A 26619-nucleotide genomic window follows, 5' to 3' on the forward strand; every position below is an offset into this window, starting at 1 on the left:
GTCACTCGTTCCGGCAGGCTGCAAAGGGGCGCTTCGGCGCCCCTTTCGTGTGGTTGACCCTGAGATTAAAAATCGATACCGCGGCGCGCCTGCAAACCGTTGTTGAAGGCGTGACGCACATCCTGCATTTCCGTCACGGTGTCGGCCATGGCAATGAGTTCACGGTGTGCATTGCGTCCGGTGATGATGACCGTCTGCTCACGTGGTCGGTTTTCAAGTGCCGCCTTGACGGTGGCAATATCCAGATAGCCAAACTTGAGCATGTAGGTAATTTCATCCAGTACGACCAGGTACGTGTCGGGGTCGGCCAGCATGCGCTCGGCATCTTTCCATACGTTCTGGCAGGCTTGGATATCGGCTTCACGGTTTTGCGTATCCCAGGTAAAGCCGGTGGCCATGATCACCACATCCAGATTCGGGTCGCTCTCCAGACGGTTACGCTCGCCGCACTCCCAGAGCCCCTTGATGAACTGCACGACGCCCACCTTGTAGCCATAGCCCAGCGAACGGGCGACGGTACCCCAGGCGGCGGTAGTCTTGCCCTTGCCGTTGCCGGTATTGATAAGCAGCAGGCCCCGCTGTTCGGTGGCGTTGGCCACTTTTTCATCCACGCGAGCCTTGAGCTTTTCCATGGATGCCTTATGGCGCGTATTACGGTCTGTCATCGTCGCTCCTGTCCGCGTCGGTCAATACGCCTATAGACTACGGTATGTAGCGGTCAATGCGTAGCCGATGCACACACCAGGTGGGATCTGAGCTTGACTGATCCATGTGGAATTTTTAGGACGAATCGGCAACAGGATTAGCCCGTGAGGGGCTTGCTGCTCTAAAATAACCGGTCATGTCTTGCTAGGATAACTGTCATGCCCTCATTTGATATCGTCTCGGAATTTGATCAGCACGAAGCCACTAACGCCGTTGATCAGGCCAATCGTGAAGTACAGTCACGCTTTGATTTCAAAGGCGTCGATGCAAGCTTTGCGCTCGAAGGTGAAAAAGTGCAGCTGGAAGCCGAAGTCGATTTCCAGCTCAAGCAGATGCTGGATGTGCTGCGCAATCGCCTGATTGCGCGGGGTATCGATGCACGCTGCATGGATATCAAGGACCCTGAACTTTCCGGCGTCAAGGCTCGCCAGGACGTCGTGCTCAAGCAGGGGCTCGATCAGGCCGAAGCCAAGGACGTGGTCAAGCGGATCAAGGCAAGCAAGCTCAAGGTTCAGGCGCAGATCCAGGGTGAAAAGGTTCGTGTGACCGGCAAGAAGCGCGACGACCTCCAGAGCGTGATGGCCCTGTTGCGTGGCGAAGAAGGTCCCGAATTACCGCTGCAGTTCGACAACTTCCGTGACTGAGTCTATTCGCGACTAAACATAAAAGGGCAGTGTCGTTGTGCTGCCCGGCACCCGACTTTCAATGAGCGTTTACTACAGGAGCTACGCACTATGTCTGATCCGCAGCCGGTCTATTTAAGCGACTACCAGCCGCCCGCCTATCGCGTTACCCATACCGAGCTGACGTTTGATCTTGACCCTGCCGCCACCCGTGTAAAAGCGCGTTTATTGATTGAACGCAACAACCAGGCTGATGACAAGACGCCCCTGGTGCTTGATGGCGAGCAGCTCAAGCTGATGTCGCTTGCCATTGACGGTACGCCGCTCGCTGAATCCGAGTATCGGCTGGGTGATCATGGCCTCGAGATTCATGCCGTGCCAGCCTCGTTCTGTCTCGAGAGCGTTGTTGAGATCGCCCCCAGCGAGAACACGGCGCTGGAAGGCTTGTACCAGTCAAGCGGCATGTACTGCACCCAGTGTGAAGCCGAGGGTTTCCGGCGGATTACCTTCTATCCGGATCGCCCGGATGTCATGGCGACCTTTACCGTCACGGTAATCGGAGATGCGCAGCGCGAACCGGTGCTGCTGGCCAACGGTAACCCGGTCGAGCGGGGTGAGCTCGAAGGTGGCCGTCACTTCGTGAAATGGGACGACCCACATCCCAAGCCCTGCTATCTGTTTGCCCTGGTGGCGGGTGATCTGCACAAGGTCGAAGATACCTTCACGACCATGAGCGGGCGCAACGTGACGCTACAGATCTGGGTCGAGAAGGAGAACCTGGATAAAACCGAGCACGCCATGGCGTCGCTCAAGCGCTCCATGACCTGGGATGAGCAGACCTACGGACGCGAGTACGATCTCGATCTGTTCATGATCGTGGCTGTGAACGACTTCAACATGGGCGCCATGGAAAACAAGGGGCTGAACATCTTCAACTCCGCCGCCGTGCTGACTCACCCGGATACCGCCACTGATGCCGCCTTTCAGAACGTCGAAGGCATCGTGGCCCATGAATACTTTCATAACTGGTCGGGCAACCGTGTCACCTGTCGCGACTGGTTCCAGCTGTCGCTGAAAGAGGGCTTTACGGTCTTTCGCGATCAGTGCTTTTCCGCCGATACCAACTCCGCGCCGGTCAAGCGGATCGAGGACGTTGCGTTTTTCCGCACCGCTCAATTTGCCGAGGATGCGGGCCCTACGGCGCATCCGGTACGCCCGGATCACTATATCGAAATTACCAACTTCTACACCCTGACCATCTATGAAAAGGGGGCTGAGGTCGTGCGCATGCTGTGCAACCTGATCGGTTGGGAAGCATTTCGTCGCGGGGCCGATGCCTACTTCGAACGCTTCGATGGGCAGGCCGTCACGATCGAAGATTTCGTCAACTGCATGGCCGACGCCTCCGGTGAAGATCTTGGTCAGTTCATGCGCTGGTACGCCCAGGCCGGTACGCCGGAAATCGACGCCCATGGCGAATACGACTACGCCCACAGCGAGTACCATCTCACGCTGCGCCAGCGCACTCCGGCCACGCCAGGGCAGGCCCAAAAGCAGCCGCTTCATATCCCGGTACGCATGGGACTCGTGGGCACCAAGTCCGGTCAGGACCTGACGCTGACACTGGCCGGCGAAACGCTTGGCAAGGATGCCGTCGTCCATTTGCGTGACGACGAGCAGACCTTCGTGTTTACCGATGTGGCCGAGGCTCCGGTGCCTTCGCTGCTGCGTGATTTCTCGGCACCGGTGAAGCTGCATTTTCCCTACTCCCGCGAGGAGCTGGCGTTTCTGCTGACCCACGACAGTGATGGGTTCAATCGCTGGGATGCCGGGCAGCGGCTGGCCATGCTGGCGCTGGATGACCTGATCGCCGCCCACCGCAACGGCGTTGAAAAAGTCATGGATACACGGGTGACGGATGCCTTCAAGGTACTGCTCACCGGGGCAGGAGCCAGTGCGGACAAGGCCGTGCTGGCCGAGATGCTGACCCTCCCGTCAGAAGCCTATATCGCCGAGCAGCAGCCCATCGTGGATGTGGATGCGATCCACGCGGCGCGTGAATTCGTACGTCAATCCTTGGCCTTTGCGCTGCGCGATGAGTTCATGGCGGTGGTTGAAGCCAACCACACGGACGAGCCTTATGCACCTACTCCTGAACAAATCGCCAAGCGCAGTCTCAAAAACGTAGCCCTTGGCTACTTGATGGCGATCGAGGATGAAAGGGCCATCGCCTTCTGTCAGGAACAGCTGGCGGCCGAGCACAACATGACCGATGTGCGCCATGCGCTGACGCTTCTGGTGCACAGTGAGCGTGACGACCTTTCGCGTCCGGCACTGAAGGCATTTGGTGAAAAGTGGGCGCACGATCCGCTGGTCATGGATCAATGGTTTACCATTCAGGTCACCAAGCCTCAGCCGGATGTACTCGAGCGCGTGGAGTTCTTGATGCAGCATCCAGCGTTTTCGATTCGCAACCCCAACAAAGTGCGTGCGTTGGTGGGTGCTTTTGCGCAGAATCGAATCAACTTCCATCGCCTGGATGGAAAGGGGTATGCGCTGCTGGCCGATGTGGTCATCGAGCTTAACCGGCTCAATCCGGAAATCGCGGCACGCCTGGTCACGCCCTTGACCCGTTGGCAACGGTTCGACGAGACGCGCCAGGGCTTGATGCGCTCCCAGCTGGAACGTATCAAGCAAGAACCGCTATCTTCTAATGTGTACGAGGTCGTCGCAAAAGCGCTGGCGTGATCAGTGCCAGCCCTTCAACCATCAAAGGAATGCCTTGGTGAAAGACTCACAGCAGCGTTTTTTACTTATCGTGAATGGCAAGTCTGCCGGGAATCCGGCACTGCGCGAAGCTGTTGAAGAGCAGCGCAAGGCAGGGATGAATATTACCGTACGCTCGACCTGGGAAGGTGGAGACGCTGCCCAGTTTGCCGAAGAGGCGTTCGATGCGGGTATCACCCGTGTCATTGCCTGCGGCGGGGATGGTACGGTCAACGAGGTGGTCAACGGCCTCATGCGCGTTGCGCATGACAAGCGCCCGGCGCTGGGTATCGTGCCATTGGGAAGCGCCAACGATTTCGCCACCTCCACCGGGCTGCCGCTCGAGCCAGGCCCTGCGCTTTCAGCAGCAATGACGCTAGACGCCTATCCTGTCGACGTGGTGCGAGTTACCGCTGAAGAAGAGGAGGTAAGCACCACCAAGTACTACGTCAACATGACCACGGGTGGATTTGGTGCCGAGATTACTTCCTCGACCCCCAAGACGCTCAAGCGCTTGCTGGGCGGCGGTGCCTATTCAGTGATGGGAGCCTTGAAAGCCTGGCGGCATCGCAGTTACCGCGGCACTCTGCGCTGGGGTGACCAGGAGGAGGCGACATCCTTGCTGCTGCTGGCGATGGGCAACGGACGCCAGTCCGGCGGCGGGCAGGTTCTAGCCCCTCGCGCCAAGCTCGATGATGGCCGCCTGGACATACTGCTGGTCAAGGATTTCAGCTCCGTTGCCGAGTTGCCTACCTTGGTGAACGAGCTGCAGAGCTTTCCCGCCGAGGGTGAGTTCGTGCGCTATTTCACGGCTACCCAACTGACCGTTACTACCCAGAGCGGCGACCCCGCCTGGCCGCTGACGTTGGATGGAGAGGCGTGTCAGTATGATCGCTTCTGCGCAGAAGTAGTGCCGCTGGCACTACGCGTGATATTACCCGAAGGATGTGCGCTTTTGTCGACCAATGATCGGCATTGATGCGCGGTCATCAAAAGAGTTATTCAAGGAGAGGGGAAATGGTTAATCGTCTATGGATACCCGCTATGGTGGCGTTGTCGCTGCTGCTCAGCGCCTGCGGAGATTCCCAGGAAGAGGCCAATGTAGCGCCTGATGAATCAACCTCGGTAGCCGATGACGACGTGGTGCAGGAACAGGAGGCGCCAGCCGCGGCCGAGAATGCAGCCGAGATGCCAAGTCCCGCTGAAATGGAGGATGATGTCGAAGCGCGCCAGGCCGCGGAAGAGCTCGAGCGTGCAGAGGATCTGCGCGGGGATGCGCAAGGCGACCCAGCCGCCCCCGAAGCGACCGTGGGTGAAGATGTCGAGGCCGATGAATCTACCCTCGCGGCCGACCCTGACGATGTGCTGGAAGAGGGAGGGGCAATGCCGGGCGAGGCTACGCGCTCGGATGTCGATGACATGATTGCCGAAACCGAGCAGCGTTTTGAGGAAGCACAGCGCCGCCTGGAAGAGCAGTTCCAGGAGGTCGAACAGCAGGATGCCGGGCAGCCCGCCGTGGACGAGGAAACCTTCACCACGGATTGGGAGGTGCAAAGCAGCCTGCCCGATAGTTCACGCCTGGATGACAACCTTGAAGCCACCAATGTAGAGGCCTTGATCGAAGATACCGAGCGCCGCTTCGAAGAAGCGCAGCAACGCCTTGAAGAGCAGTTTCAGGAGATCGAGCGCGAACATGACGACAGCCGCAGCCGCGGAGCTGTTCTGAATGGTGAAACGAGCGCGGGTTCGCCGTCCAGCGGGCGCACACGGCAGGCGCCAAATGAAGGCCAGTGATGTTGCCGGGGCTGTGATAAGCGCGCATAAAAAAGGCCCGCTGAATGCGGGCCTTGCTTCATTCGTGACTGCTTAAGCAGGACGAATGTTGGAAGCCTGAAGGCCCTTTTTACCCTGAGTCACTTCAAAGCTGACTTTTTGACCATCCTGCAGGGTCTTGAAGCCTTCAGCTTGAATTTCGGAGAAGTGGGCAAACAGATCGTCTCCGCCGTCATCGGGGGAGATGAAGCCGAAGCCTTTCGTGTCGTTGAACCACTTAACAGTACCAGTTGCCATTATGCGTTTCCTTAACGTGCTTATAATGTTCAAACGAACAACCATTGTGCTTGCCCGCTAAGACAATGTAGATGCAAAAAAATGGATCGTCCAGTGATGATCTCAAGTTTCTTCACCCCTTCATGAGTGCGCTTTTATGACCCTGATGAGCTTGATGGATACACAGTTCTTGGCCTTTTTGATTGCCATTACGCTACTGTCCGTTACGCCAGGTGTCGACACGCTGCTGGTCATACGCAATACCGTACGAGGTGGAATTCGTGATGGCGTGGTCACCAGCGTAGCGATCTGCTGTGGCCTGTTTGTGCATGCGACCATTTCGGCACTGGGTATTTCACTGATTCTGCTGCAGTCGGCCTGGGCCTTTCATTTGCTGAAGCTTGTCGGGGCGGGATATCTTGTATGGCTGGGGGTGGCGAGCCTTATGGCGGCACGACGCGGCCAGCCTTTACCGGTGCAGGGTGTGGCCGGTATGACAAACGCCGTCTCCCTATGGCAGCCGGTAAAAGAGGGGCTGCTTTCCAACGTGCTCAACCCCAAGACCATCGTGTTTTACATGGCTTTCCTGCCACAGTTCATTTCTCCGGGGGACCCGGCGCTTTCAAAGTCGCTCTGGCTTGCAAGCGTACACTTCGTGATTGCCAATATCTGGCAGATTGGCGTGGTGTTGATGATAGGCAGTGCCGGTAAATGGCTGTCGAGCCCGCGCTTTGCCCAGGTATTGAATGCAGTCACCGGATCGGTGCTGGTACTTTTTGGTATTCGTCTGGCCCTGGAGCAGCGCCCGGTATGACCGGGCGCTGTCTTGACGCCAGGCGGGGTCAGCGCCGGGCCAGCAGAGCGCGGTCGTAGCGCACCTGCTGTTCGTTTTCGCTGAGCAGAGAGACGCCTTTGCTATCGCCCCCGTTGGCCAGGCTCTCGAAAATGACCCGGTAGCTGAGTACCGCCTGCACGTAGTCGCGGGTTTCCCGAAAAGGGATACTTTCAACGAACAGGTCAAACGACTCCATTCCACTGCCCAGCCACTGGTCGACCCGGCCTGGGCCGGCGTTATAGGCCGCAGCGGCGGCCAGCCGGTTACCCTGGTAGCGGTTGAGCTTATCGCGCAGATAGGTGCTGCCCAGGCGGATATTGAGCTCCGGGTCGAGAATGCCGTAGGGGCCGGGGTCGCTGATGCCCAGCTGGCGGCTTACCAGGGTCGCCGTGCCGGGCATCAGCTGCATCAGCCCGCGTGCGCCGGCCGGTGACAGAGCTGTTGGATTGTAGGCACTTTCGCGGCGCGTGATTGCCATCAGCAGGTAGGGGTCTACACCGGTCTGCTGGCCCCAGTGCATGAAACTGTCCCGGTACGCCTGCGGGAAGCGCCAGTCCAGCGCGTCCCACATCTTGCCGGCAATGGTCGTCTGCACCAGGCGCGCGTGCCACTGCTGATGTTCGGCGTAGTCCGCCAGCGCCCGCGCCTGCTGCGGCGAGCCGTTTTGCACCGCGTAAAGCCATTCGCTGTTGGCCAGCCCGTCTTCACCGATACGCAACAGCGCCTCGGTACGCTGTACCACAGGTAGCTGGGCGGTGCGCTGGCGAGAAGCATCATCGAAATGGTTGCGCTCGAGGTTGAGCTGGTAGGGCTGACCCAGCTTTTCAGCGGCGGCGAAGCCGTAGAAGCTGCGATCCTCGGCTGCCTGGCGGTAGCGGGCGGTGGCTGCCTCCTGATTGCCCAGCTGCTCGTTGGCTCGCGCCAGCCAGTACTGCCAGCGGCTGTCCTGCTCCTGCTCGGCCGGCATTTCCGCAATCCAGTGCATCACGTCCTGCCAGCGGCGCTCGGCCAGGGCGCGACGCACGCGAAGCTCCAGCACACGTTCGCTTTCAAGTGAAGGAAGAACGCTGTCCACCCAATTGATCGCCCCCGGTACCTCACGCACCAGCGCGTAAAACGCCAGCTCCTCTTCAATGACCCGGCGGTCGTCGGGCATCAGGTTCAGGTTGGAAGCCATGCTCTGCCACGCGGCCAGCGCAGCAGGTGTATCGTCGCGGGTAAAGCGCTGCATGGCAGCCTGATAGAAAGCCGCGGTGGCCTTGCACTCGGGGCCTAGGCAGGCGGGAGCGGAGAGAACGGCCCGTATCTGGCCGCTTACCTGATCGGCGGTTTCGATGGCTGTTTGCCACTGGCCGCTGAGCTGGCTGCTCAAGTATGTCGACAGGCCTGACTCACCGGCTTGCCAGGCGAGCATCTTGCGCTCCCAGATAGCCGTTTCATCGATCGTGCCATTGGCGCGCAGGCGATTGAAGAGCGGATCGCAGGCATCCGGCTGTGAGCTGCCCTCAAGCCACAGGGCAAGCCCCGCTTCGGCAGCCGCATGGGGCTGGGAATCCAGCAGGGCGGCGTAGTAGTGACACTGGCGGGTAGTGCCTGCCGGCTCGCCATCAGCAATGGCCAGCAGATCGCTGTAGCGGCCAGCATGGCCATACTTGGCAATGGCCTGGCCGCGCAGCCATTCTGAAAGCGGGGAGTCGCTGTGCTGATCGATAAAGTCCTGGACCTGGGCAGGTGATACATTGGGCAACTGGTTGCGCAGGCGGTGATACTCGACATAGCCGCTGAGTACATGGCCTTTGATGGCGCGCTCGTCCACGCGGTCCCACTGCTGCTGGCGCGCCGCTTCCAGCGCATCACGCATGGCGGTATCAGAGGCGGCCCATGACACGCTGGGCAAGCCGACCAGCAAGGCTGCGCAGAGGGCGCGAAAGGGGGTTCGAAATGGCGTTGCCTGCATAGCACTCTCTCTTGGTCGCTGGCGGACCTGCATCCGCCTCAGTGAACTAAACTCGGTGAACTAAAGGGTCAAGAATCGTTCAGACAATCGTGACACTTGGAGGATTCAATTACGATGACTCGATTATCCACGTGGTGGCTATTTCGTCGACTTAAATCCCGCGTATGGGCGATCAAGCGTATTGGTCGGGCACTCAAGACCTTCGTGCCCATGACCCGCGATGTCATGGCCGGCCGCTTTCGCCCCGTGCCCTGGTCTGCGTTTGGCATGATGGCGCTGGCGCTGGCCTATCTTGCCATGCCGTTCGATCTTATCCCTGACTTTATCGTCGTTATCGGCCTGATCGATGATGTCGTCATTGTTGGCTGGCTGCTCAATCGTATCGATCAGCGTCTGGCGGATTACCGTGCCTGGAAAAGCGGCGACATCGATATTGCCACTTCTGTACACACACCTTCTTGAAATCGCACCGCTTATCCCCATATTCAGTTCACACAAATTTTTGCACCTGTCGCCAGGCAGGTGCGCTCGGCACCATGTGATTGAAGAGGGCTAGGCGTATGACGACTGCGACCCACGAAGAGACTCTAGGCTTTCAAACAGAAGTTAAGCAACTTCTCAATCTGATGATTCACTCCCTGTACTCGAACCGGGAGATATTTCTGCGTGAGCTGATTTCCAACGCCGCCGATGCCTGCGACAAGCTGCGCTACGCGGCTCTGGACAACGACGCATTGTACGAAGGCGATAGCGAGCTGCGCGTTGAAATCGAGCACGACCAGGATGCCAATACCATCACGCTGCGCGATAACGGTATTGGCATGAACCGGGAAGACGTCATTGCCAATCTGGGCACCATCGCACGCTCGGGTACGGCAGAATTTCTCAAGCAGATGTCGGGCGAGCAACAAAAGGATGCCAAGCTGATCGGTCAGTTTGGCGTGGGCTTCTACTCCGGCTTCATCGTTGCCGATGAGGTCACGGTCCGTACGCGCAAGGCCGGCACCGACGCCTCGGAAGGCGTTGAGTGGCGCTCGAAGGGCGAGGGCGAGTTCAGCGTGGCGGATATCGAGCGCGAGAAGCACGGCACCGAAATCATCCTGCATCTGAAAGATGACGCCAAGGAGTTTGCCGACGACTACCGCCTGCAGAGCCTTGTGCGCAAGTACTCCGATCATATCGAAGTGCCCGTGCGCATGCCCAAGACGGAAACCGCCAAGGACGATGAAGGCAACGACATCGAAGGTAGCGAAGTCACGACCTGGGAAACCGTCAATGAAGCTACCGCACTCTGGGCACGCCCCAAGAGCGAGGTGAGCGACGAGGAGTACAAGGCGTTCTACAAGCATGTTGCCCATGATTTCAGCGACCCGCTGGCCTGGAGCCACAACAAGGTAGAGGGCAAGCTCGAGTATACCAGCCTGCTCTACGTACCGGGGCGCGCGCCGTTTGACATGTACGAGCGCGATGGCGCCCGTGGCGTCAAGCTCTACGTGCAGCGCGTGTTTATCATGGACGACGCCGAGCAGTTCCTGCCACTCTATCTGCGCTTCATCAAGGGCGTGCTCGACACGCGGGACCTTTCGCTCAACGTTTCCCGCGAGCTTCTGCAGCAGGACCCACAGGTCGACAAGATCAAGGGTGCGCTGACCAAGCGTGCGCTGGACATGCTGAAAAAGCTCTCCAAGGATAGCGAGCAGTACCAGACCTTCTGGAACACCTTCGGCAGCGTGCTGAAGGAAGGTCCGGGTGAAGACTTCGCCAACCGCGAAAAGGTCGCGGGTCTTTTGCGCTTTGCCTCCACGCACAATGACACGGCCACTCAGGACCAGTCGCTTGCCGATTACGTCGAGCGCATGAAAGAAGGCCAGAAGAAGATCTACTACGTGGTGGCCGACAGCTTCAACGCGGCCAAGAATAGCCCGCACCTGGAGATCTTCCGCAAGAAAGGCATCGAGGTGCTGCTGCTGTCCGACCGTATCGATGAGTGGCTGATGAGCCACTTGACCGAGTTCGATGGCAAGTCATTTGCCGATGTGGCCAAAGGCGAGCTGGACCTTGGCGACGTGGAAGATGAAGCCGAGAAAAAAGCCCAGGAAGAAACCGCCAAGGCCAAGGAAGATCTGGTCAAGCGGGTAAAAGAGGCGCTGAGCGACGGAGTTCAGGAAGTGAAGGTGACTCATCGCCTGACCGATTCCCCGGCTTGCGTGGTGCTGCCCGAGCATGAGATGGGCTACCAGATGCGTCGCATCATGGAAGCCGCCGGCCAGAAGATGCCTGAGGTGAAGCCGATTCTCGAACTCAACCCCGAGCATCCTCTTGTTGCACGCCTGGAGGGGGCCGACGGCGAGCTGTTTACCCATCTGGCGCACATTCTGCTTGATCAGGCGATCATCGCCGAAGGCGGCCACCTGGATGACCCGGCAGCCTACGTGAAGCGCTTGAACAGCGTGCTGACGGCGTAAGCGCAGTCGACTGACGTATCACGGCCCGTTTGGATTCCCAGGCGGGCCGTTTGTTTTGATAAAGTAGCCGAATCTTTTGCAAGACTCTTGGGACATTCCTATGGCTGAGCAGCAAATCAAGGTGGCGGTGCTGGGAGGCGGCAGTTTCGGCACCGCCCTGGCCAGTATTGCCGCGGATAACGGCGCCTGCGTGCGTCAATGGATGCGTGACGAGGCGCTGGTCGCACAGATCAATCAAGAGCATCGTAACGGCCGCTATCTGCCGCACTATGCCATCAATCCTGCTGTCCAGGCCTCGACGGATCTACCGGCTGTGCTCAATGAGGCGGAGCTTGTGCTCATCGCGATTCCTTCCAAGGCGTTTCGAAGCGTGGTGCAGGCTGCCAAGCCCTGGCTCACGCCTGGTCAGATTCTGGTCAGTACTACCAAGGGCATCGAGCAGGACAGTTTTTTTCTGATGAGTCAGGTGCTGGAGCAGGAGACCGGCTTTAGCCATATCGGCGTGATCGCCGGGCCGAACCTTGCCTCGGAAATTGCCGACAAGCAACTGACCGCGACGGTGATCGCCAGTGCCGATGCACTGACCCGCACTCGTGTACAGCAGGCGCTTGGCTGCCGCTACTTCCGCGTTTACGCCAGCAACGACCGCCATGGCGTGGAGCTTGGTGGGGCGCTCAAGAATATCTACGCGATAGCCGCCGGCATGGCGGCGGCACTGGGCATGGGCGAAAACACCCGCAGCATGCTGATGACGCGGGCACTTGCCGAAATGAGCCGCTTTGCGGTGGCTCAGGGTGCCAACCCGATGACCTTTCTGGGCCTGGCCGGGGTGGGGGATTTGATCGTGACCTGTTCATCCAGTCTGTCACGCAACTACCGCGTGGGTCATGCCATGGGCGAAGGGCGTGACCTCGAGGAGGCCATCTCGGCGCTGGGGCAGGTGGCCGAAGGCGTCAACACGGTCAAGCTGGTCTGTGCCAAGGCCAGGGAGATGGGCGTTTACATGCCGCTTGCCGAGGGGCTTCATCAGGTGCTGTTCGCAGGTGTTCCGGCAAAGGAGATGGCACGCATGCTGATGATGGGCGAGCAGAGCAGCGACGTCGAGTTCGTTCTGCCTCGGGAATCCGTTCAGCAGGCGCACCAGGAGAATCGAGGTTGGCATGAGTAGGCTCTTGATCATGCGTCACGGTGAAGCGGCCCCCGGGTTTCCGGATGCCAAGCGCCCGCTGACGACGCGCGGTGAATACGAGGTAGCGGCCATGGCAGCGTGGCTTGCAGGGCGCGTGGAGCAGGGTGAGCTTGCAAGACCCAAGATGTATGCAAGCCCTTATGTCCGTGCACAGCAAACCGCCGGGCTGATGGGGCAGGCGCTTGGCTGCACCGTCGAAACGCTGGGGTTCATTACCCCGGATGATGATCCTTCAGAGGTTGTCGAGTGGCTTCTGACGCAGCCAGAGGGTGCCCCCATGCTACTGGTCAGCCATATGCCGCTGGTGGGTGAGCTTGCCGGCCGGCTACTCGAGGGCAGGCCCGGGCAGGGGGTAGGGTTTGCCACGGCGGCGCTGGCCGAGCTCGAGGCTGATGTATGGGCATCGGGCTGCGCGCGGCTAAGGCGCTTTACCGAGCCAGGCCAGCTTGGCTAGTCAAGCGTAGGCCACGAAAACGGCGACCCGCGGGTCGCCGTTTTTTTGCTGCCCGAGTTGCTGCCCGAGTTTGCTGCCTGAGATAGACGCGGTTTACAGCAGGGCGTCGAGCTTGGCCTTGAGCACCCCGTTGACCTGCTGGGGATTGGCCGTACCGCGTGACGCTTTCATGACCTGGCCGACAAAGTAGCCGATCATCTTGCCGCGCTTGTCCGGCTCGGCGTCACGGTACTGGGCGACCTGGGCCGGGCTTTCGGCGATGACCTGATCGATCATGGCTTCAATGGCGCCGGTATCGGTCACCTGCTTGAGGCCCTTTGACTCGATGATGGCATCGGCATTGTCGCCCTGGCCATTCCACAGTGCCTGGAAGACCTGCTTGGCCGCCTTGCCGTTTATGGTGTCATCCACTACCCGACTGACCAGCTCACCCAGCTGGCGTGCCGAGATGGGGCTGTTGGTAATGCTCAGGTTTTCACGGTTGAGCGCGCCGGCAAGCTCGCCCTGCACCCAGTTGGCCGCCTGCTTGGCATCCCCGCACACGTGATGGACTTCCTCGAAGAACTCGGCCATTTCGCGGCTGGCGGACAGTACGCTGGCATCATACGCTGACAGGCCAAGCTCGTTTTGAAAGCGTGCACGCTTGTCCGCCGGAAGCTCCGGCAGCTGGCCACGCAGGTGATCGAGATAGGCTTCGTCCAGTACCACGGGCAGAAGGTCCGGGCAGGGGAAGTAACGGTAGTCGTTGGCTTCCTCCTTGGTGCGCATGCTGCGGGTCTCGTCGCGTTCGGGGTCGAACAGGCGGGTTTCCTGAACCACGCTGCCGCCATCTTCGATCAGCTCGATCTGACGCTCCACCTCGAAGGCGATGGCGCGCTCGACAAAACGAAACGAGTTGACGTTCTTGATTTCCGCCCGCGTACCGAAGGCTTCCTGCCCTTTCGGGCGCACCGATACGTTAACGTCGCAGCGCATGGAGCCTTCGGCCATGTTGCCATCTGAAATGCCCAGATAGGTAACAATCGAGTGAATCGCCTTGAGGTAGGCGGCCGCTTCCTTGGCGCTGCGCATGTCCGGCTCGGAAACGATTTCCAGAAGCGGCGTTCCGGCTCGGTTCAGATCGATGCCGGTCATGCCCATGAAGTCCTCGTGCAGCGACTTGCCCGCATCCTCTTCCAGGTGAGCATGGTGAATACGAATACGCTTGTTGGTACCATCTTCAAGCGTAATCTCTACCTCGCCCGGACCGACGATGGGGTGATACATCTGGCTGGTCTGATAGCCCTTGGGCAGGTCGGCGTAGAAGTAGTTCTTGCGATCGAACACCGATACTTCGGCAATCTCGGAGTGTACCGCCAGGCCAAACTGTACGGCCATGGCCACCGCCTGCTCGTTGAGCACCGGCAGCGTACCCGGCAGGCCCAGATCAACCGCGCAGGCCTGGGTGTTTGCCTCGGCGCCAAATCCTGTGGACGCGCCGGAGAAGATCTTGGAGCGGGTCGCGAGTTGAACGTGGACTTCAAGCCCAATTACGGTTTCCCATTGCATCAGGCGTACTCCTCGGCGAAGGCAGGAAGTTGAAGGTGCCAATCCGTTGCTTGCTGGTACTGATGCGCCACGTTGAGCAGTTGCGCTTCGGCAAAGTGAGTGCCCAGAATCTGCAGTCCGACAGGACGGCCACCGGCGAGACCCGCCGGCACGCTGATGCCGGGAATGCCGGCCAGGTTGACGGCGATGGTGTAGATATCCTGAAGATACATCGACACCGGGTCCTTCTTGGCGCCGAGATCAAAGGCGGGGGTCGGCGAGGCCGGGCCCATGAGGACGTCGACATCTTCGAAGGCATCGAGGAAGTCCTGGCGAATCAGGCGGCGAACCTTCTGAGCCTTGGTGTAGTAGGCGTCGAAAAAGCCTTCGGACAGCGTGTGCGTGCCGATCAGGATGCGGCGCTTGACCTCTTCGCCGAAGCCTTCGGCGCGGGAGCGCTTGTAGAGATCGATCAAATCGACCGGGTCCTTGCAGCGATGACCAAAGCGCACGCCATCAAACCGGGAAAGGTTCGAGGAGGCTTCGGCCGGGGCGATCACGTAGTAGGCCGGAATCGCATAGTGGGTGTGCGGCAGGCTGACTTCGCGTACCGTTGCCCCCAACGATTCGTATACCTTGACCGCCTCACGTACGGCGCTTTCCACGTCAGGGTCCAGGCCGTCGCCAAAATACTCCTTGGGCAGGCCGATCTTCAGGCCTGACAGCGGCGCGTTCAGGGTGTCGGTGTAGTCCGGCACGCCGCGGGCAACGCTTGTCGAGTCGCGTACATCATGCCCGGCAATCACATTCATCAAATGCGCACAGTCTTCGGCACTGCGCGCCATGGGGCCTGCCTGATCCAGGCTCGAAGCGTAGGCAATCATGCCATAACGCGAAACGCGCCCGTAAGTGGGCTTCAGGCCGGTAATGCCGCAGAACGCCGCTGGCTGGCGGATCGAGCCGCCGGTGTCGGTGCCCATGGCGGCCGGCACCAGGCCTGCGGCTACGGCGGCGGCGCTGCCACCGGAGCTTCCGCCAGGGACGGCGGTCAGATCCCAGGGGTTCTTGACCGGGCCATAGTGGCTGTTTTCGTTGGAGGAGCCCATGGCGAACTCATCCATGTTGGTCTTGCCCAGGCTGATGGTGCCCGCGGCATTGAGCTTCTCCACCACGGTGGCATCATAAGGGGCGATGAAGTTGTCCAGCATCCGGGAGCCGCAGCTGGTCTTGACGTCCCGGGTGCAGAAAATGTCTTTCAGCGCCAGCGGAATGCCTGTCAAGATCCCCGTCTCGCCAGCGGCGCGCGCGTTATCGGCTGCTTCTGCCTGCTTGAGTGCCTGCTCGCCGGTAACCGTAATGAAGCTGTTGAGCTTGCTGTCGGCCTTCTCGATCTTTTGCAAAAAGTGCGCGGTCAGTTCGCGGCTGGAAAATTCGCCGCTTTTTAGAGAGGCCGCAAGTTGCGTTAACGTTTTATCGTGCATGACCCAAATGCTCCGTTCGGGAACGAAAGAAAGGTATGAAAACAGCGGCTTGAAAACCCTGGAATGTTTTCTTCACGTCGTTATTCAACGACACGGGGAACCAGGTACAGGCCGTTTTCCACTGCCGGAGCACAGCGCTGAAAGATATCGCGCTGATTGGTTTCCGTTACTTCGTCGGCACGCAGGCGCTGGGTCGCATCCAGTGGGTGGGCGAGTGGTGAGACGCCTTCAGTATCAATGGCTTGCAGTTGGTCGACCATGTCCAGAATGCGGCTTAGATCGTCTACAAAGCCAGTGGCTTGGTCATCGCTGACGGCGAGTCGGGCCAGGTGCGCGGCCCGGCGCACATGAGATTCTTCAAGCGCCATGATCGAAATTTCCTCGCTTAAAACGTGATGGAACATATTCCGCTTTGTGCGGTATACAGTCAGTCATCGAAAAAACGTCTTGAGTATCAGACGTGGAAAATAGCCGTAAAAGGTACCACATTTTAGCCTTCGCGGGCAGTGTCCAGCGCGACTCGTGCTTGCTGCCAGGGGGTTGCGGTGATACCGTTTGCATCCGCACAGGGTTCCCGGTCTGCACTAGGTAACAACATCCATGTTCAAACGTTTGAGGGGGCTGTTTTCCAGCGATCTGTCGATCGATCTGGGTACGGCCAACACACTGATTTATGTACGCGGTCGTGGCATCGTGCTCGATGAACCGTCCGTAGTCGCCATCCGCCAATCCGGCAATATGCGTAGCGTGGCATCGGTAGGTGCCGACGCCAAGCGCATGCTGGGGCGCACACCTGGCAATATCACTGCCATTCGGCCGATGAAGGATGGCGTGATTGCCGACTTCACCGTCACCGAGCAGATGCTTCAGCACTTCATCCGCAAGGTTCATCAGAGCACTTTTCTGACGCCCAGCCCGCGCGTGCTGGTATGTGTACCCTGCATGTCCACCCAGGTGGAGCGACGCGCCATTCGTGAGTCTGCCGAAGGCGCTGGTGCCCGGGAAGTGTTCCTGATCGAAGAGCCCATGGCCGCGGCCATTGGCGCGGGCCTGCCGGTCGAGGAGGCTCAGGGCTCGATGGTAGTGGATATCGGTGGTGGTACCACTGAAATCGCCATCATCTCACTCAATGGCGTAGTCTATTCAGAATCCATACGCGTAGGCGGTGACCGTTTTGATGAGGCGATCACCGCGTACGTGCGCCGTCATTACGGCAGCTTGATTGGTGAAGCAACCGCCGAGCGGATCAAGGAAGAGATCGGCTGTGCCTATCCGGGTGGCGAGCTGCGCGAGATCGACGTGCGTGGGCGTAACCTGGCTGAAGGCATTCCGCGCAGCTTCACCCTGAACTCTCACGAGATTCTCGAAGCGCTTCAGGAGACGCTGGGCTCGATTGTTGCCGCAGTGAAAAGCGCGCTCGAGCAGTCACCACCGGAGCTTGCCTCGGATATTGCTGAACGCGGTCTGGTATTGACCGGCGGCGGTGCGCTGTTGCGCGATCTCGACAAGCTGATCGCCGAAGAGACGGGCCTTCCGGTCATCGTGGCCGAAGATCCGCTGACCTGCGTTGCCAGAGGTGGTGGTAAAGCGCTTGAAATGATCGATCAGCATACGTTTGAGCTGCTTTCAAGCGATTGATTTGTAGCGGTTTATCGCGGGGTATTGCCTATTAAACCGCTATTTTCACACGGGTCGCTGCCGGGCTACCGGTTGTTTTTCTGCGTAGTGGCGGCAAGCGCCTTGATGTTTGCCGACCATCGATTCACTCGCATGGAAGACGTGCGCGCCCAGATGACAATGGTTGTTGCGCCTATTCAGTGGGTCGTTAGCGTGCCTAGCGACTTGCTGAATTGGGGGGCGCTTGCGCTGTCCGACCAGCAGGCGCTGGTTGACGAGAATCGTCGGCTGCGCGAACAGATTCTTACGCTGTCCCATCGTGGCCAGCGCATGGCCAACCTGACCGCCGAAAACAGCGAACTTCGCGAGCTGTTGAAGGCCGGTGAGCGGCGCGAGATTCCCTACATTACCGCGGAGCTGCTCTCTCTGGATAACGACCCCTTCAGTCACCAGATGGTGATTGATCGTGGGCATCGTAACGGAGCCTATGTAGGGCAGCCAGTCATCGATGCCTTCGGGCTGGTGGGGCAGGTCACCGCCGTTTCCGCCTACTCGAGCCGCGTGCTGCTGCTGGCTGACGCCAGTCATGCACTGCCTGTACAGGTCAATCGCAACGGTCTGCGCTTTATCGTTCAGGGGGCGGGGCGCTATGGCAGCGTGAACGTGTTGCACGTGCCGGATACCGCCGACATCCGTGAAGGTGATCTGCTCACTTCCTCCGGTCTTGCCGGGCGTTTTCCACCAGGCTACCCTGTGGCTCGCGTGACCGAGGTCTATCACGACCCCGGTCAGCCGTTTGCCCGGGTGACTGCCGAACCCACCGCGCAGCTTCAGCGTGCGCGGCATTTTCTGCTGCTGTTTCCGCCGCCGCGCGAAGAGGTGGACGACCCAATCTGGGACGAATCCATGGATATTTCGGCAAACGCTATTCACGCTGCCCAGCGGCTGGCGCCGGTCGAGCCTTCCGATGCTGAGGAGGAGCGCTGATGGCGCGTGTTCCCGTCATACCGCTGGTGGTCGTGTGGTTCAGCCTGGTGCTGGCGCTCTGCCTGGAGGTAATGCCTCTGGCCGAAGGCTGGCAGGTATTTCGCCCGGAGTGGATTGGCTTGATGCTGATCTACTGGTGCATGCGCGTACCTGATCGTGTCGGCGTCTTTCATGGCTTCGTGCTGGGTGTACTGCTGGATCTGATCGAAGGTACCGCGCTCGGTCAGCATGCATTGATACTGTCGCTACTGGCATTTCTGTGTGCGCTGGTCTATCCGCGTTTTCGAGCCTACTCGCTGGTGCAGCAGTCGGTACTGGTGTTGGTGCTGCTGGGTCTTGTGCAACTGGTCGAGCAGTGGCTGCGTACCTTGACCGGCGAGTTCTCGATCCATCTCTCCTTTCTGATTCCCTCCTTGATCAGCGCCTTTTTATGGCCATGGCTTGCTACCATGTTCAAGGCGCTTGAAAAACGCTTGCTCGGACCTTGAGAATGGACTCGTCATCGCCTCAAGGGGCAAGCCCCGTGCTGTGTCTGGCATCGGCGTCTCCGAGGCGGCGAGATCTGCTTGCCTCCATCGGCGTGCCGGTGAGTGTTCTGCCAAGTGACGTGGATGAAACACCGTACCCGGGGGAGCAGGCCACTGCTTATGTAACCCGGTTGGCCATCGCCAAGGCAAACGCTGCTATACCCCATACCCCCTTGCCCACACTAGGGTCTGATACCGCCGTTGTGATAGATGGGGCTATATTGGGGAAGCCTGTCGATGCCAGTGACGCCGCCGCCATGCTCCGCCGGCTCTCGGGCAGGACCCATCAGGTGGTGACGGCGGTAGCGGTGACCGGGCCTTGCGGTGTTCTTTACCGCTGCGTAAGTACTGACGTCGCCCTGCGCAGGATAACGGCGCAGGAGATCGACCGCTACTGGTTGACCGGTGAGCCTGCCGACAAGGCCGGGGGCTACGCCATTCAGGGACTGGCAGCCGTGTTCGTCGAAGCGATCAAGGGCAGCTACTCCGCCGTGGTTGGCTTGCCGCTTCATGAAACGGCGCAGTTGCTGCATCAACAGGGGGTGCCTATCTGGATGGGGCATTATAACTCGCACACCTAGTCGTCTTATTGCCTGCATGACTGGCGTGGAATACGTGAATCAAGAAGGAATTTTGCATGAGCGGTGAAGTCCTCATCAATTTGACGCCAATGGAAACCCGCGTTGCGCTCGTCGAGAACGGGGTGTTGCAGGAAGCGCTTATCGAACGTTCGCGGCGACGTGGGATCGTGGGCAATATCTACAAAGGCAGGGTAGTTCGCGTGTTGCCTGGGATGCAGGCTGCCTTTGTCGATATTGGTCTGGAGCGCGCGGCATTCATTCACGCCCATGAGGTCATGCCCTCAGGCACGCCAAGTGAGGAGCAGCAGACCATCGGACAACTGCTGCATGAAGGGCAGTCGCTGGTGGTACAGGTCACCAAGGACCCGATTGGTACCAAGGGCGCGCGTCTGACGACTCATCTATCGATCCCTTCGCGCTATCTGGTCTACATGCCGGATTCTCCTCATCACGGAGTTTCCCAGCGTATCGAAGACGAGCGTGAGCGCGAACGCCTCAAGGCCCTGCTGGACAGCAGCATCGCCGAGCAGACTCTTGAGGTAAGCGGCGGATTCATCGTGCGCACGGCCGCAGAGGGCGTTGGTGATGAAGAGCTTGCCGGCGACATGCACTTTCTACTGCGTATCTGGCGCAAGGTTGCCGAACGCAAGGTGACTGCCGCGCCACCCAGCGTCATCTATGACGATCTGCCGCTTTTCATGCGCACCCTGCGCGATGTCATGCGTGACGAGATCGAAAAGGTGCGTATCGACTCTCGCGAGAACTTCGTCAAGCTGGTCGAGTTTGCCGAGGAGTTCATGCCAGACGCGGTCGACAAGATCGAGTATTACCCCGGCGAGCGGCCCATCTTCGATCTCTACAGCGTCGAGGATGAGCTCCAGAAAGCACTCGGACGCAAGGTGCAGCTCAAGTCTGGCGGCTATCTGGTCATCGACCCGACCGAAGCGATGACCACGATCGATGTCAATACTGGCGGCTACGTGGGGCATCGCAATCTCGAAGAGACGATCTTCAAGACCAATCTGGAGGCGGCCACTGCGATTGCCCGCCAACTGCGCCTGCGCAATCTGGGCGGGATCATCATCATCGATTTCATCGACATGGTGGAGCTGGAGCACCAGCGGCAGGTGCTGCGCGTGCTTGAAAAGGCGCTGGAGCGCGATCATGCCAAGACCAAGTGCACCGGCGTTACCGAACTCGGGCTTGTGCAACTGACCCGCAAGCGCACCCGAGAGAGCCTCGAGCAGACATTGTGCGAAGCCTGCCCTACCTGCAGCGGGCGCGGAACGTTGAAGACGCCGGAAACCATCTGTTACGAGATTTTCCGCGAAATCCTGCGTGAAGAGCGCGCCTACAGCCCGGAAACCTACATGGTGCTGGCTTCCCAGCCGGTGGTTGATCGGCTGCTGGATGAGGAGTCTGCCGCGGTGGCCGATCTGGAAACCTTCATCAACAAGACCATTCGCTTCCAGGTAGAGCAGCATTATTCACAGGAACAATACGACATCGTGTTGATGTGATTCATGACCATCCGTTCGTTAAGGCGTTGGAGCCTGATTCTGCTGGCTGGCGTACTGGGGTTCACAGCGGTCACTCTGCTGCTGCTTAGGCTAGCCTTTAGCCAGGTAGATTCGTTGACGCCGCGACTCGAGGCTTGGCTGGAGCGCCAGGTAGGCGCCCCGGTGCAGATCGAGCATCTATCGGTGTCGTTTGCGCGTCGCGAGCTGGTACTGGCGCTTGATGGTCTTGACGTGACGACCCCGCGTGGCCAGAAGTTACTGTCGCTTGACCAGGCCGAGCTGCGGCTTGATATGGTCGCTTCACTGCGCAGCCTGCTACCCATTTTCAGCGACGTCAGGCTGCGCAGTACCGAGTTTCATCTCTTCCAGGACGAGAGTGGAACGTGGCAATGGCCGGCGCCGGCGCGGCTGCCGCTTTATATGACCCCCGAACCCGATGTGGATCTTGCCCGTATCGATGCCTGGACCGAATGGCTGCTGCGTCAGCGCATCTGGGTAGACGATACCCGGGTCATGCTGCATGGCCGCCAGGACAGCGCCACCTTGTATGCCAAGACCTTGCTGCTCACGGGAAATGCCCAGGGCGCCTACCTGCAAGGGGAGGTGGATATTCTTGAAGCCCGCTCTGGTCAGGCGGATTCCGTACTGCCGGCGGCCCAGCTGCTGGCTGAGATGACGCCCGGCCCAGACGGGGTCGATGACTTTTCTGCCACGCTCAAGCTCGAGGTGCAGTTCGATCAACTGCGCAAGCTTGTCGACGTATTTCGTCCTGATCACGTCGCCTATCTGGAGCAGGCCGGGGGCGATGCGCGCCTATGGGGGCGCTGGCAGGCAGGCAAGCTTCAGGAGTCGCGACTGGCAATTGAGATTCCTCAACTGATGCTGCGCCATGATGTTGAGTATGCCGTGCTGCGCGATATCGAAGCCCATGGCGAGTGGCAGCGTGATGGCGATGGCGGTGAGGCCTGGTTGAGTGGCGATGCCCAGAGCGTCGAGTGGGCAGAGCCTGCTGGCGCGGTGGAGGGGCCGGCCTTGCCGCGCCACTGGTATCTCGCTCACCAGCCGGGAGAGTGGGAGCTACGCACCAGCGCCTTCGAACTCGCCTCGCTGACGGCCTGGCGCGATTACGTCTTTCTACCCGAATCGGTGACCCGGGTGCTGCAGACGCTCGCCCCTCGGGGGCAAGTACAGGGGCTGCGCCTGGGGCAAAGCGAAGACCGCTGGGGTGTCGATGCGGCGCTGACCAACCTTGAGGTATCGCCCTGGGAGCAGGCGCCCGGCGGTGGGCCGCTGGACGCCTGGGTGCAGGCAAGGGACCTTCGCGGCCGCGTCACGTTCAGTAGCGCCGGTGACAGTACGCTCTACTTTCCTGATCTGTTCTTGTCGCCCATGCAGCTTCAGCATGCCGATGGCATCGTGGAGTGGGTCTACGATGGCCCCAATACCATGATCAGCGGGCGCGGTCTCAACGTCGACTGGGACGGGGCCCAGGTCAGCGGTGGCTTTGGCCTGGTGGCTGGCGAGCGCGGCGGTCACTTCGGCCTGGATATCGATTTCGCCAATGTCGATGCGCTTGATCGTCCGCTGGCGCACTGGCTTCCGCTGAAGGCATTTGACGCGGAGCTGCGCGACTGGCTACTGGACGATATCAGCGGCAAGGTGCCCCATGGCTCGCTAAGGCTCAGCCTGCCGCTTGGCGAGGATATTACCGCCGATGACATATCGGCTACCCTTGCCCTGGAAGTTGCCCAGGGCCGTCTGCCGATTGCGCCGCAATGGCCGCATCTGGAGGAGGTCGAAGGGCGGCTTCGTTGGCAGCACCAGGTGCTTGAAGCCCAGATAGACCATGCCCAGAGCCATGGCGTGACGGCTTCTCGGGGCGAGCTGACCCTGGAAGATGAAATTCTCAACGTCTCGGGAGACCTGCATAGCGATGGCGCCTCGCTCATTGCTTTTCTAAAGGCCATGCCCGACATGGACATGAGCCTGCTTGATGATCTGGAAGCCGAGGGCAGCGTGGATGGCAAGCTTGCCCTGTCGCTGCCTCTGCAGGCGCCAGAGGCGCTGAAGCTTGAAGTCAGTGCCACCCCGGTTTTTACACGTATTCTCTACACCCCGCTGGATGCCGCCTTGAAATCCGTCGAAGGCCAGCTCACCTGGCAGCAGCATGCCGACAGCATGGCGCTGATAGGTAGTGTGCATGGGCAGTTGCTGGGCGGTGAGGTAAGCGCCGATATGCACACCCAGCGCGAGGGTATCATGCTTCGCGGGCATACCCGAGTGGGTTCACTGCTGGCACTGGCCGATATTCCTGCCGACCAGGGGCGCGAGATGGTGGAAGGAGACATCGAGTGGCAAGGGCGGGTTACCCTTGAGCCGACCCCTGCGCTGAGGCTGAGTAGCCAGTTGCGAGGAGTGGCGAGCCACCTGCCGGCACCGTTTGCCAAACGCGCCGGGGAGCCCTGGCCCTGGACGCTCGACGCCAATTTCGAGAACCAGCACGTGGAGAGCCGCCTGGCGGATAAGGCGCATCTGCGTCTTGTCAATCGCCCTGATGCATTGGCCGGTAATTTACACGTTGCAGGCGCTGACGTGGAGGCGCCTGCGTGGCCGTCGCAGGCGGGGCTGAGCATTGCGGCACGCGTTGCGCGTCTTGATCCCATGGAATGGCAGCAGGCTCTCCGCCCGCTTGTGTCACAAGGGGGTGATGAGCGTAGTGAAAAGCAAGGGGGCGGGGAGCTGTTGAGTGATGTACCGCCGCTCGAGATAGCGCTCGATACTGATTGCCTTGTCCATGAGCAGACCTGCGTGGGCGCGGTGGAGCTCAGTGGGCGTGTCCAAGGTGGCCAGGTGAGTGCGGCGGTCGAGAGCGATCTGGTAGCCGGGCATGTTCAGTATCAACCCGCAGCGCGCTATCCGCTGGATATTACCATTGAACAGCTGGCCATGGATCGGCTGCTTGACATGGCCACTACCGAACACGAGGCTGACGCCCTGCCTGAATCATGGCTGCACGCCGTGGATACGGACCAGGCTTCCCCGCGGGGCATACCCGGCTGGCTTGCCAGCGTACCTGATGGGCGTCTGCGGCTGGCAGAGATCGGCATGGGCGAGCGCCGCTTTGGGCCGCTCTCTGCATACTGGCACACCGATGGCCAGCGTTTGGCGCTGGCGCCGGTGGGGCTTACTCTGGGGCAGCTTTCCGCTCGCGGTGAACTCCATTGGGAAGGCGATGCCTTACATAGTCGTACCCGCGCCAATCTGACGCTTCAGGGGGGGGATGTGGGTACTGCGCTCGAGCGGCTGGATCAACCCGTGGCAATGCGTAGCCGTCAAACCGATGCCGCCGCCAACCTGAGCTGGGCGGGTGCGCCGTGGCAGTTTGAGCTGCGCCGCGCCGAAGGCGAAATGAAAGTTGACGTACGTGATGGCCGGTTCGTCATGCTTGAGTCGGCCCCGGTACGGCTGGTGGGGCTGCTCAATCTCGACAATATTCTGCGCCGCTTGCGTCTGGATTTTTCCGACATGACCGGAGAGGGCACGGCCTATGATAGAGTGTACGGCTCGGCAGACGTTGCCAATGGTCAACTGAGGCTGCGTGGGCCATTGAAAATCGAAGCGCCCGCCGCCAAGTTGGAGCTGACCGGCAGCGTGAACTTGCTGCGCCAGGAGCTGGATCAACGCCTTGGTGTGGTATTGCCGGTAACGCAAACCCTGCCCATTGCCGCCGTAGCGGTAGGTGCCCCGGTAGTCGGGGGCGCTCTGTTCATTGCCGACCAGCTGTTGGGTGATGCGCTGGATCGAGCAACGACCATTCATTATCGCGTGCAAGGTCCCTGGACCTCGCCGCAGGTTACCTTAGAAGGTCCCTAATGACCGCACTGAACAGCGATATAGCATCCGCCGTTTCCATTCTGCTTACTCCGGGCGGTCTGGATCTTGATGGGCTTGATAAAGGCCTTGGATACGCCATGGGTGCTGGCGTGGATTATGCCGATCTGTACTTTCAACGTACCTGGCAAGAGGGTTGGGTGCTGGAAGATGGTGAAGTAAAAGAAGCAAGTTACAACATCGATGGCGGGGTGGGGGTACGCGCCCTGGCTGGTGAAAAGACCGGCTTTGCCTACTCCAACCAGATCAGCGCCGATGCTCTCGAGGATACCGGGCGAACGGCATCCGGTATCGTGCGTAGCGGCAAGCGCCTGCCTGGACAGAATATCCAGCCGGTCAGAGCGGCGTCTTTCTATGCAGGTGTCGATCCGCTTGCCGGCCTGAGTGCCGAGGAGAAGGTCGCCATGCTGAAAGAAGCCGACCGCGTGGCGCGCGCTGCTGACCCAAGCGTGACTCAGGTGAGTGCTTCGCTTTCCGGTACCTACGAAGTCGTGCTGGTGCGGGCAAGTGATGGCACCCTGGCGGCGGACATTCGTCCACTGGTACGCTTCAACGTCAGCGTGATTGCCGTCAAGAACGGCCGCCGCGAGCGTGGCGGCGCAGGTGGCGGCGGACGTTATTCCATGGCTCGGCTGCGCGATGAAGGCGTGGCCGAGCGCTACGCCAAGGAGGCCGTTCGCCAGGCGCTGGTGAATCTTGAGGCGGTTGATGCCCCGGCAGGCCAGATGCCGGTAGTGCTGGGGTCGGGCTGGCCGGGCATACTGCTTCACGAGGCAGTCGGTCATGGCCTGGAAGGGGATTTCAACCGCAAGGGCAGCTCGGCGTTTTCCGGACGCATGGGCCAGCGCGTGGCGGCAAAGGGCGTAACGATTGTGGATGACGCTACCATTGCCGATGGGCGTGGCTCGCTGAGCATCGATGACGAAGGTACGCCGGGGCAGAACACGCCGCTGATCGAAGATGGCATCCTGACCGGCTATATGCAGGACAAGCTCAATGCGCGGCTGATGAACATGGCCCCCACCGGTAACTCTCGGCGTGAATCCTTTGCTCACCTGCCGATGCCGCGAATGACCAACACGGTCATGCTGGCAGGCCAGGATGAGCCCGAAGATATCATCAAGAGTGTCAAGCGCGGCCTCTATGCCGTCAGCTTTGGCGGTGGTCAGGTGGATATCACCTCGGGCAAGTTCGTGTTTTCGGCCAGCGAAGCCTATTTGATCGAAGATGGGCGGATCACGGCGCCGGTGAAAGGCGCCACGCTGATTGGTAATGGCCCGGAGGCGATGGGGCGGGTATCCATGATCGGCCACGACATGGCGCTGGATACCGGCGTTGGCGTGTGCGGTAAAGAGGGCCAGGGAGTGCCGGTAGGGGTGGGCCAGCCCACCCTGAAACTCGATGAGCTGACCGTCGGTGGCACCCAGTCGTGACTGAGGCCGGTG

At 60.0% G+C, this 26619-nt stretch carries 22 protein-coding genes; 16 read left to right on the forward strand and 6 right to left on the reverse strand.

Translation table 11 applies throughout. The features are described from left to right. Window positions 1–65: 65 nt before the first annotated feature. Entirely contained in the window at window positions 66–665 is a 600-nt protein-coding gene (gene cobO, locus HW452_RS03675) for a cob(I)yrinic acid a,c-diamide adenosyltransferase (protein ID WP_224104750.1), read from the reverse strand. Between the two features lie 198 nt (window positions 666–863). Between cobO and HW452_RS03680 the strand changes: the two genes are divergently transcribed. The 4 genes from HW452_RS03680 to HW452_RS03695 all read left to right on the forward strand — a co-directional run bounded on the left by HW452_RS03680 (window position 864) and on the right by HW452_RS03695 (window position 5888). Continuing rightward, window positions 864–1349: a YajQ family cyclic di-GMP-binding protein gene (locus HW452_RS03680; protein ID WP_224104751.1), complete on the forward strand. Its 486-nt coding sequence runs from the start codon at window positions 864–866 to the stop codon at window positions 1347–1349. A gap of 90 nt (window positions 1350–1439) precedes the next feature. Then, a complete protein-coding gene (gene pepN, locus HW452_RS03685) occupies window positions 1440–4076 on the forward strand; it encodes an aminopeptidase N (RefSeq protein ID WP_224104752.1) in 2637 nt (878 codons plus the stop codon). Window positions 4077–4113: 37 nt separating this feature from the next. Further along, window positions 4114–5073 carry a lipid kinase YegS gene (gene yegS, locus HW452_RS03690; protein ID WP_224104753.1) on the forward strand — a complete coding sequence of 320 codons (960 nt, stop codon included), beginning with the start codon at window positions 4114–4116 and terminating at the stop codon, window positions 5071–5073. A gap of 38 nt (window positions 5074–5111) precedes the next feature. Next, window positions 5112–5888, forward strand: a complete 777-nt coding sequence (locus HW452_RS03695) for a hypothetical protein (protein ID WP_224104754.1) — start codon at window positions 5112–5114, stop codon at window positions 5886–5888. Window positions 5889–5960: 72 nt separating this feature from the next. On the opposite strand, the gene HW452_RS03700 is transcribed toward HW452_RS03695, so the two are convergent. Further along, window positions 5961–6164 carry a cold-shock protein gene (locus tag HW452_RS03700; RefSeq protein WP_007114660.1) on the reverse strand — a complete coding sequence of 68 codons (204 nt, stop codon included), beginning with the start codon at window positions 6162–6164 and terminating at the stop codon, window positions 5961–5963. Between the two features lie 136 nt (window positions 6165–6300). On the opposite strand from HW452_RS03700, the gene HW452_RS03705 reads away from it, so the two are divergent. Beyond that, a complete protein-coding gene (locus tag HW452_RS03705) occupies window positions 6301–6957 on the forward strand; it encodes a LysE family translocator (RefSeq protein WP_224104755.1) in 657 nt (218 codons plus the stop codon). A 28-nt stretch (window positions 6958–6985) separates the two neighbouring features. Here the strand turns inward: HW452_RS03705 and HW452_RS03710 are convergent, their stop codons facing one another. Continuing rightward, window positions 6986–8935, reverse strand: coding sequence for a transglycosylase SLT domain-containing protein (locus tag HW452_RS03710; protein ID WP_224104756.1), 1950 nt, complete (start codon window positions 8933–8935; stop codon window positions 6986–6988). 114 nt (window positions 8936–9049) lie between these two features. On the opposite strand from HW452_RS03710, the gene HW452_RS03715 reads away from it, so the two are divergent. The 4 genes from HW452_RS03715 to sixA all read left to right on the forward strand — a co-directional run bounded on the left by HW452_RS03715 (window position 9050) and on the right by sixA (window position 13043). Further along, the gene (locus HW452_RS03715; protein WP_224104757.1) at window positions 9050–9397 is read left to right on the forward strand and encodes a YkvA family protein; all 348 of its coding nucleotides are present in this window, start codon (window positions 9050–9052) and stop codon (window positions 9395–9397) included. Window positions 9398–9495: 98 nt separating this feature from the next. After that, the gene (gene htpG, locus HW452_RS03720; RefSeq protein ID WP_224104758.1) at window positions 9496–11400 is read left to right on the forward strand and encodes a molecular chaperone HtpG; all 1905 of its coding nucleotides are present in this window, start codon (window positions 9496–9498) and stop codon (window positions 11398–11400) included. 100 nt (window positions 11401–11500) lie between these two features. After that, the gene (locus HW452_RS03725; RefSeq protein ID WP_224104759.1) at window positions 11501–12568 is read left to right on the forward strand and encodes an NAD(P)H-dependent glycerol-3-phosphate dehydrogenase; all 1068 of its coding nucleotides are present in this window, start codon (window positions 11501–11503) and stop codon (window positions 12566–12568) included. Continuing rightward, complete coding sequence (gene sixA / locus HW452_RS03730; protein WP_224104760.1) at window positions 12561–13043, forward strand: phosphohistidine phosphatase SixA; 483 nt, start codon at window positions 12561–12563, stop codon at window positions 13041–13043. The genes HW452_RS03725 and sixA overlap by 8 nt, the downstream gene beginning before the upstream one ends. A gap of 93 nt (window positions 13044–13136) precedes the next feature. On the opposite strand, the gene gatB is transcribed toward sixA, so the two are convergent. The 3 genes from gatB to gatC all read right to left on the reverse strand — a co-directional run bounded on the left by gatB (window position 13137) and on the right by gatC (window position 16419). Beyond that, window positions 13137–14591 carry an Asp-tRNA(Asn)/Glu-tRNA(Gln) amidotransferase subunit GatB gene (gatB, locus tag HW452_RS03735; protein WP_224104761.1) on the reverse strand — a complete coding sequence of 485 codons (1455 nt, stop codon included), beginning with the start codon at window positions 14589–14591 and terminating at the stop codon, window positions 13137–13139. Then, the gene (gene gatA, locus HW452_RS03740; protein ID WP_224104762.1) at window positions 14591–16051 is read right to left on the reverse strand and encodes an Asp-tRNA(Asn)/Glu-tRNA(Gln) amidotransferase subunit GatA; all 1461 of its coding nucleotides are present in this window, start codon (window positions 16049–16051) and stop codon (window positions 14591–14593) included. Before gatA ends, gatB begins: the two co-directional genes overlap by 1 nt. Window positions 16052–16131: 80 nt before the next feature. Next, complete coding sequence (gene gatC / locus HW452_RS03745) at window positions 16132–16419, reverse strand: Asp-tRNA(Asn)/Glu-tRNA(Gln) amidotransferase subunit GatC (RefSeq protein WP_224104763.1); 288 nt, start codon at window positions 16417–16419, stop codon at window positions 16132–16134. 232 nt (window positions 16420–16651) lie between these two features. Between gatC and HW452_RS03750 the strand changes: the two genes are divergently transcribed. The 7 genes from HW452_RS03750 to tldD are packed head-to-tail and all read left to right on the forward strand — an operon-like array spanning window position 16652 to window position 26607. Next, window positions 16652–17689, forward strand: a complete 1038-nt coding sequence (locus HW452_RS03750) for a rod shape-determining protein (RefSeq protein WP_018915723.1) — start codon at window positions 16652–16654, stop codon at window positions 17687–17689. 24 nt (window positions 17690–17713) lie between these two features. Further along, a complete protein-coding gene (gene mreC / locus HW452_RS03755; RefSeq protein ID WP_224104764.1) occupies window positions 17714–18655 on the forward strand; it encodes a rod shape-determining protein MreC in 942 nt (313 codons plus the stop codon). After that, a complete protein-coding gene (gene mreD / locus HW452_RS03760; protein WP_224104765.1) occupies window positions 18655–19143 on the forward strand; it encodes a rod shape-determining protein MreD in 489 nt (162 codons plus the stop codon). The genes mreC and mreD overlap by 1 nt, the downstream gene beginning before the upstream one ends. Window positions 19144–19145: 2 nt before the next feature. Further along, window positions 19146–19763, forward strand: coding sequence for a Maf family protein (locus tag HW452_RS03765; RefSeq protein ID WP_224104766.1), 618 nt, complete (start codon window positions 19146–19148; stop codon window positions 19761–19763). A 56-nt stretch (window positions 19764–19819) separates the two neighbouring features. Further along, window positions 19820–21283, forward strand: a complete 1464-nt coding sequence (gene rng / locus HW452_RS03770; protein WP_224104767.1) for a ribonuclease G — start codon at window positions 19820–19822, stop codon at window positions 21281–21283. 3 nt (window positions 21284–21286) lie between these two features. Further along, a complete protein-coding gene (locus HW452_RS03775; protein WP_224104768.1) occupies window positions 21287–25156 on the forward strand; it encodes a YhdP family protein in 3870 nt (1289 codons plus the stop codon). After that, on the forward strand, window positions 25156–26607 hold the full coding sequence (tldD, locus tag HW452_RS03780; RefSeq protein ID WP_224104769.1) for a metalloprotease TldD: 1452 nt from the start codon (window positions 25156–25158) through the stop codon (window positions 26605–26607). The genes HW452_RS03775 and tldD overlap by 1 nt, the downstream gene beginning before the upstream one ends. Window positions 26608–26619 lie beyond the last annotated feature (12 nt).

Origin of the sequence: Vreelandella aquamarina (assembly GCF_020075495.1) — a bacterium.
Lineage (GTDB): Bacteria > Pseudomonadota > Gammaproteobacteria > Pseudomonadales > Halomonadaceae > Vreelandella > Vreelandella aquamarina_A.

What these genes read in the sequence shown, in the direction of transcription:
- cobO (WP_224104750.1), bottom strand. Translation starts at nt 665, where the DNA reads ATGACAGACCGTAATACGCGCCATAAGGCATCCATGGAAAAGCTCAAG.
- HW452_RS03680 (WP_224104751.1), top strand. Translation starts at nt 864, where the DNA reads ATGCCCTCATTTGATATCGTCTCGGAATTTGATCAGCACGAAGCCACT.
- pepN (WP_224104752.1), top strand. Translation starts at nt 1,440, where the DNA reads ATGTCTGATCCGCAGCCGGTCTATTTAAGCGACTACCAGCCGCCCGCC.
- HW452_RS03695 (WP_224104754.1), top strand. Translation starts at nt 5,112, where the DNA reads ATGGTTAATCGTCTATGGATACCCGCTATGGTGGCGTTGTCGCTGCTG.
- HW452_RS03700 (WP_007114660.1), bottom strand. Translation starts at nt 6,164, where the DNA reads ATGGCAACTGGTACTGTTAAGTGGTTCAACGACACGAAAGGCTTCGGC.
- HW452_RS03705 (WP_224104755.1), top strand. Translation starts at nt 6,301, where the DNA reads ATGACCCTGATGAGCTTGATGGATACACAGTTCTTGGCCTTTTTGATT.
- HW452_RS03710 (WP_224104756.1), bottom strand. Translation starts at nt 8,935, where the DNA reads ATGCAGGCAACGCCATTTCGAACCCCCTTTCGCGCCCTCTGCGCAGCC.
- HW452_RS03715 (WP_224104757.1), top strand. Translation starts at nt 9,050, where the DNA reads ATGACTCGATTATCCACGTGGTGGCTATTTCGTCGACTTAAATCCCGC.
- htpG (WP_224104758.1), top strand. Translation starts at nt 9,496, where the DNA reads ATGACGACTGCGACCCACGAAGAGACTCTAGGCTTTCAAACAGAAGTT.
- HW452_RS03725 (WP_224104759.1), top strand. Translation starts at nt 11,501, where the DNA reads ATGGCTGAGCAGCAAATCAAGGTGGCGGTGCTGGGAGGCGGCAGTTTC.
- sixA (WP_224104760.1), top strand. Translation starts at nt 12,561, where the DNA reads ATGAGTAGGCTCTTGATCATGCGTCACGGTGAAGCGGCCCCCGGGTTT.
- gatB (WP_224104761.1), bottom strand. Translation starts at nt 14,591, where the DNA reads ATGCAATGGGAAACCGTAATTGGGCTTGAAGTCCACGTTCAACTCGCG.
- gatA (WP_224104762.1), bottom strand. Translation starts at nt 16,051, where the DNA reads ATGCACGATAAAACGTTAACGCAACTTGCGGCCTCTCTAAAAAGCGGC.
- gatC (WP_224104763.1), bottom strand. Translation starts at nt 16,419, where the DNA reads ATGGCGCTTGAAGAATCTCATGTGCGCCGGGCCGCGCACCTGGCCCGA.
- HW452_RS03750 (WP_018915723.1), top strand. Translation starts at nt 16,652, where the DNA reads ATGTTCAAACGTTTGAGGGGGCTGTTTTCCAGCGATCTGTCGATCGAT.
- mreD (WP_224104765.1), top strand. Translation starts at nt 18,655, where the DNA reads ATGGCGCGTGTTCCCGTCATACCGCTGGTGGTCGTGTGGTTCAGCCTG.
- HW452_RS03765 (WP_224104766.1), top strand. Translation starts at nt 19,146, where the DNA reads ATGGACTCGTCATCGCCTCAAGGGGCAAGCCCCGTGCTGTGTCTGGCA.
- rng (WP_224104767.1), top strand. Translation starts at nt 19,820, where the DNA reads ATGAGCGGTGAAGTCCTCATCAATTTGACGCCAATGGAAACCCGCGTT.
- HW452_RS03775 (WP_224104768.1), top strand. Translation starts at nt 21,287, where the DNA reads ATGACCATCCGTTCGTTAAGGCGTTGGAGCCTGATTCTGCTGGCTGGC.
- tldD (WP_224104769.1), top strand. Translation starts at nt 25,156, where the DNA reads ATGACCGCACTGAACAGCGATATAGCATCCGCCGTTTCCATTCTGCTT.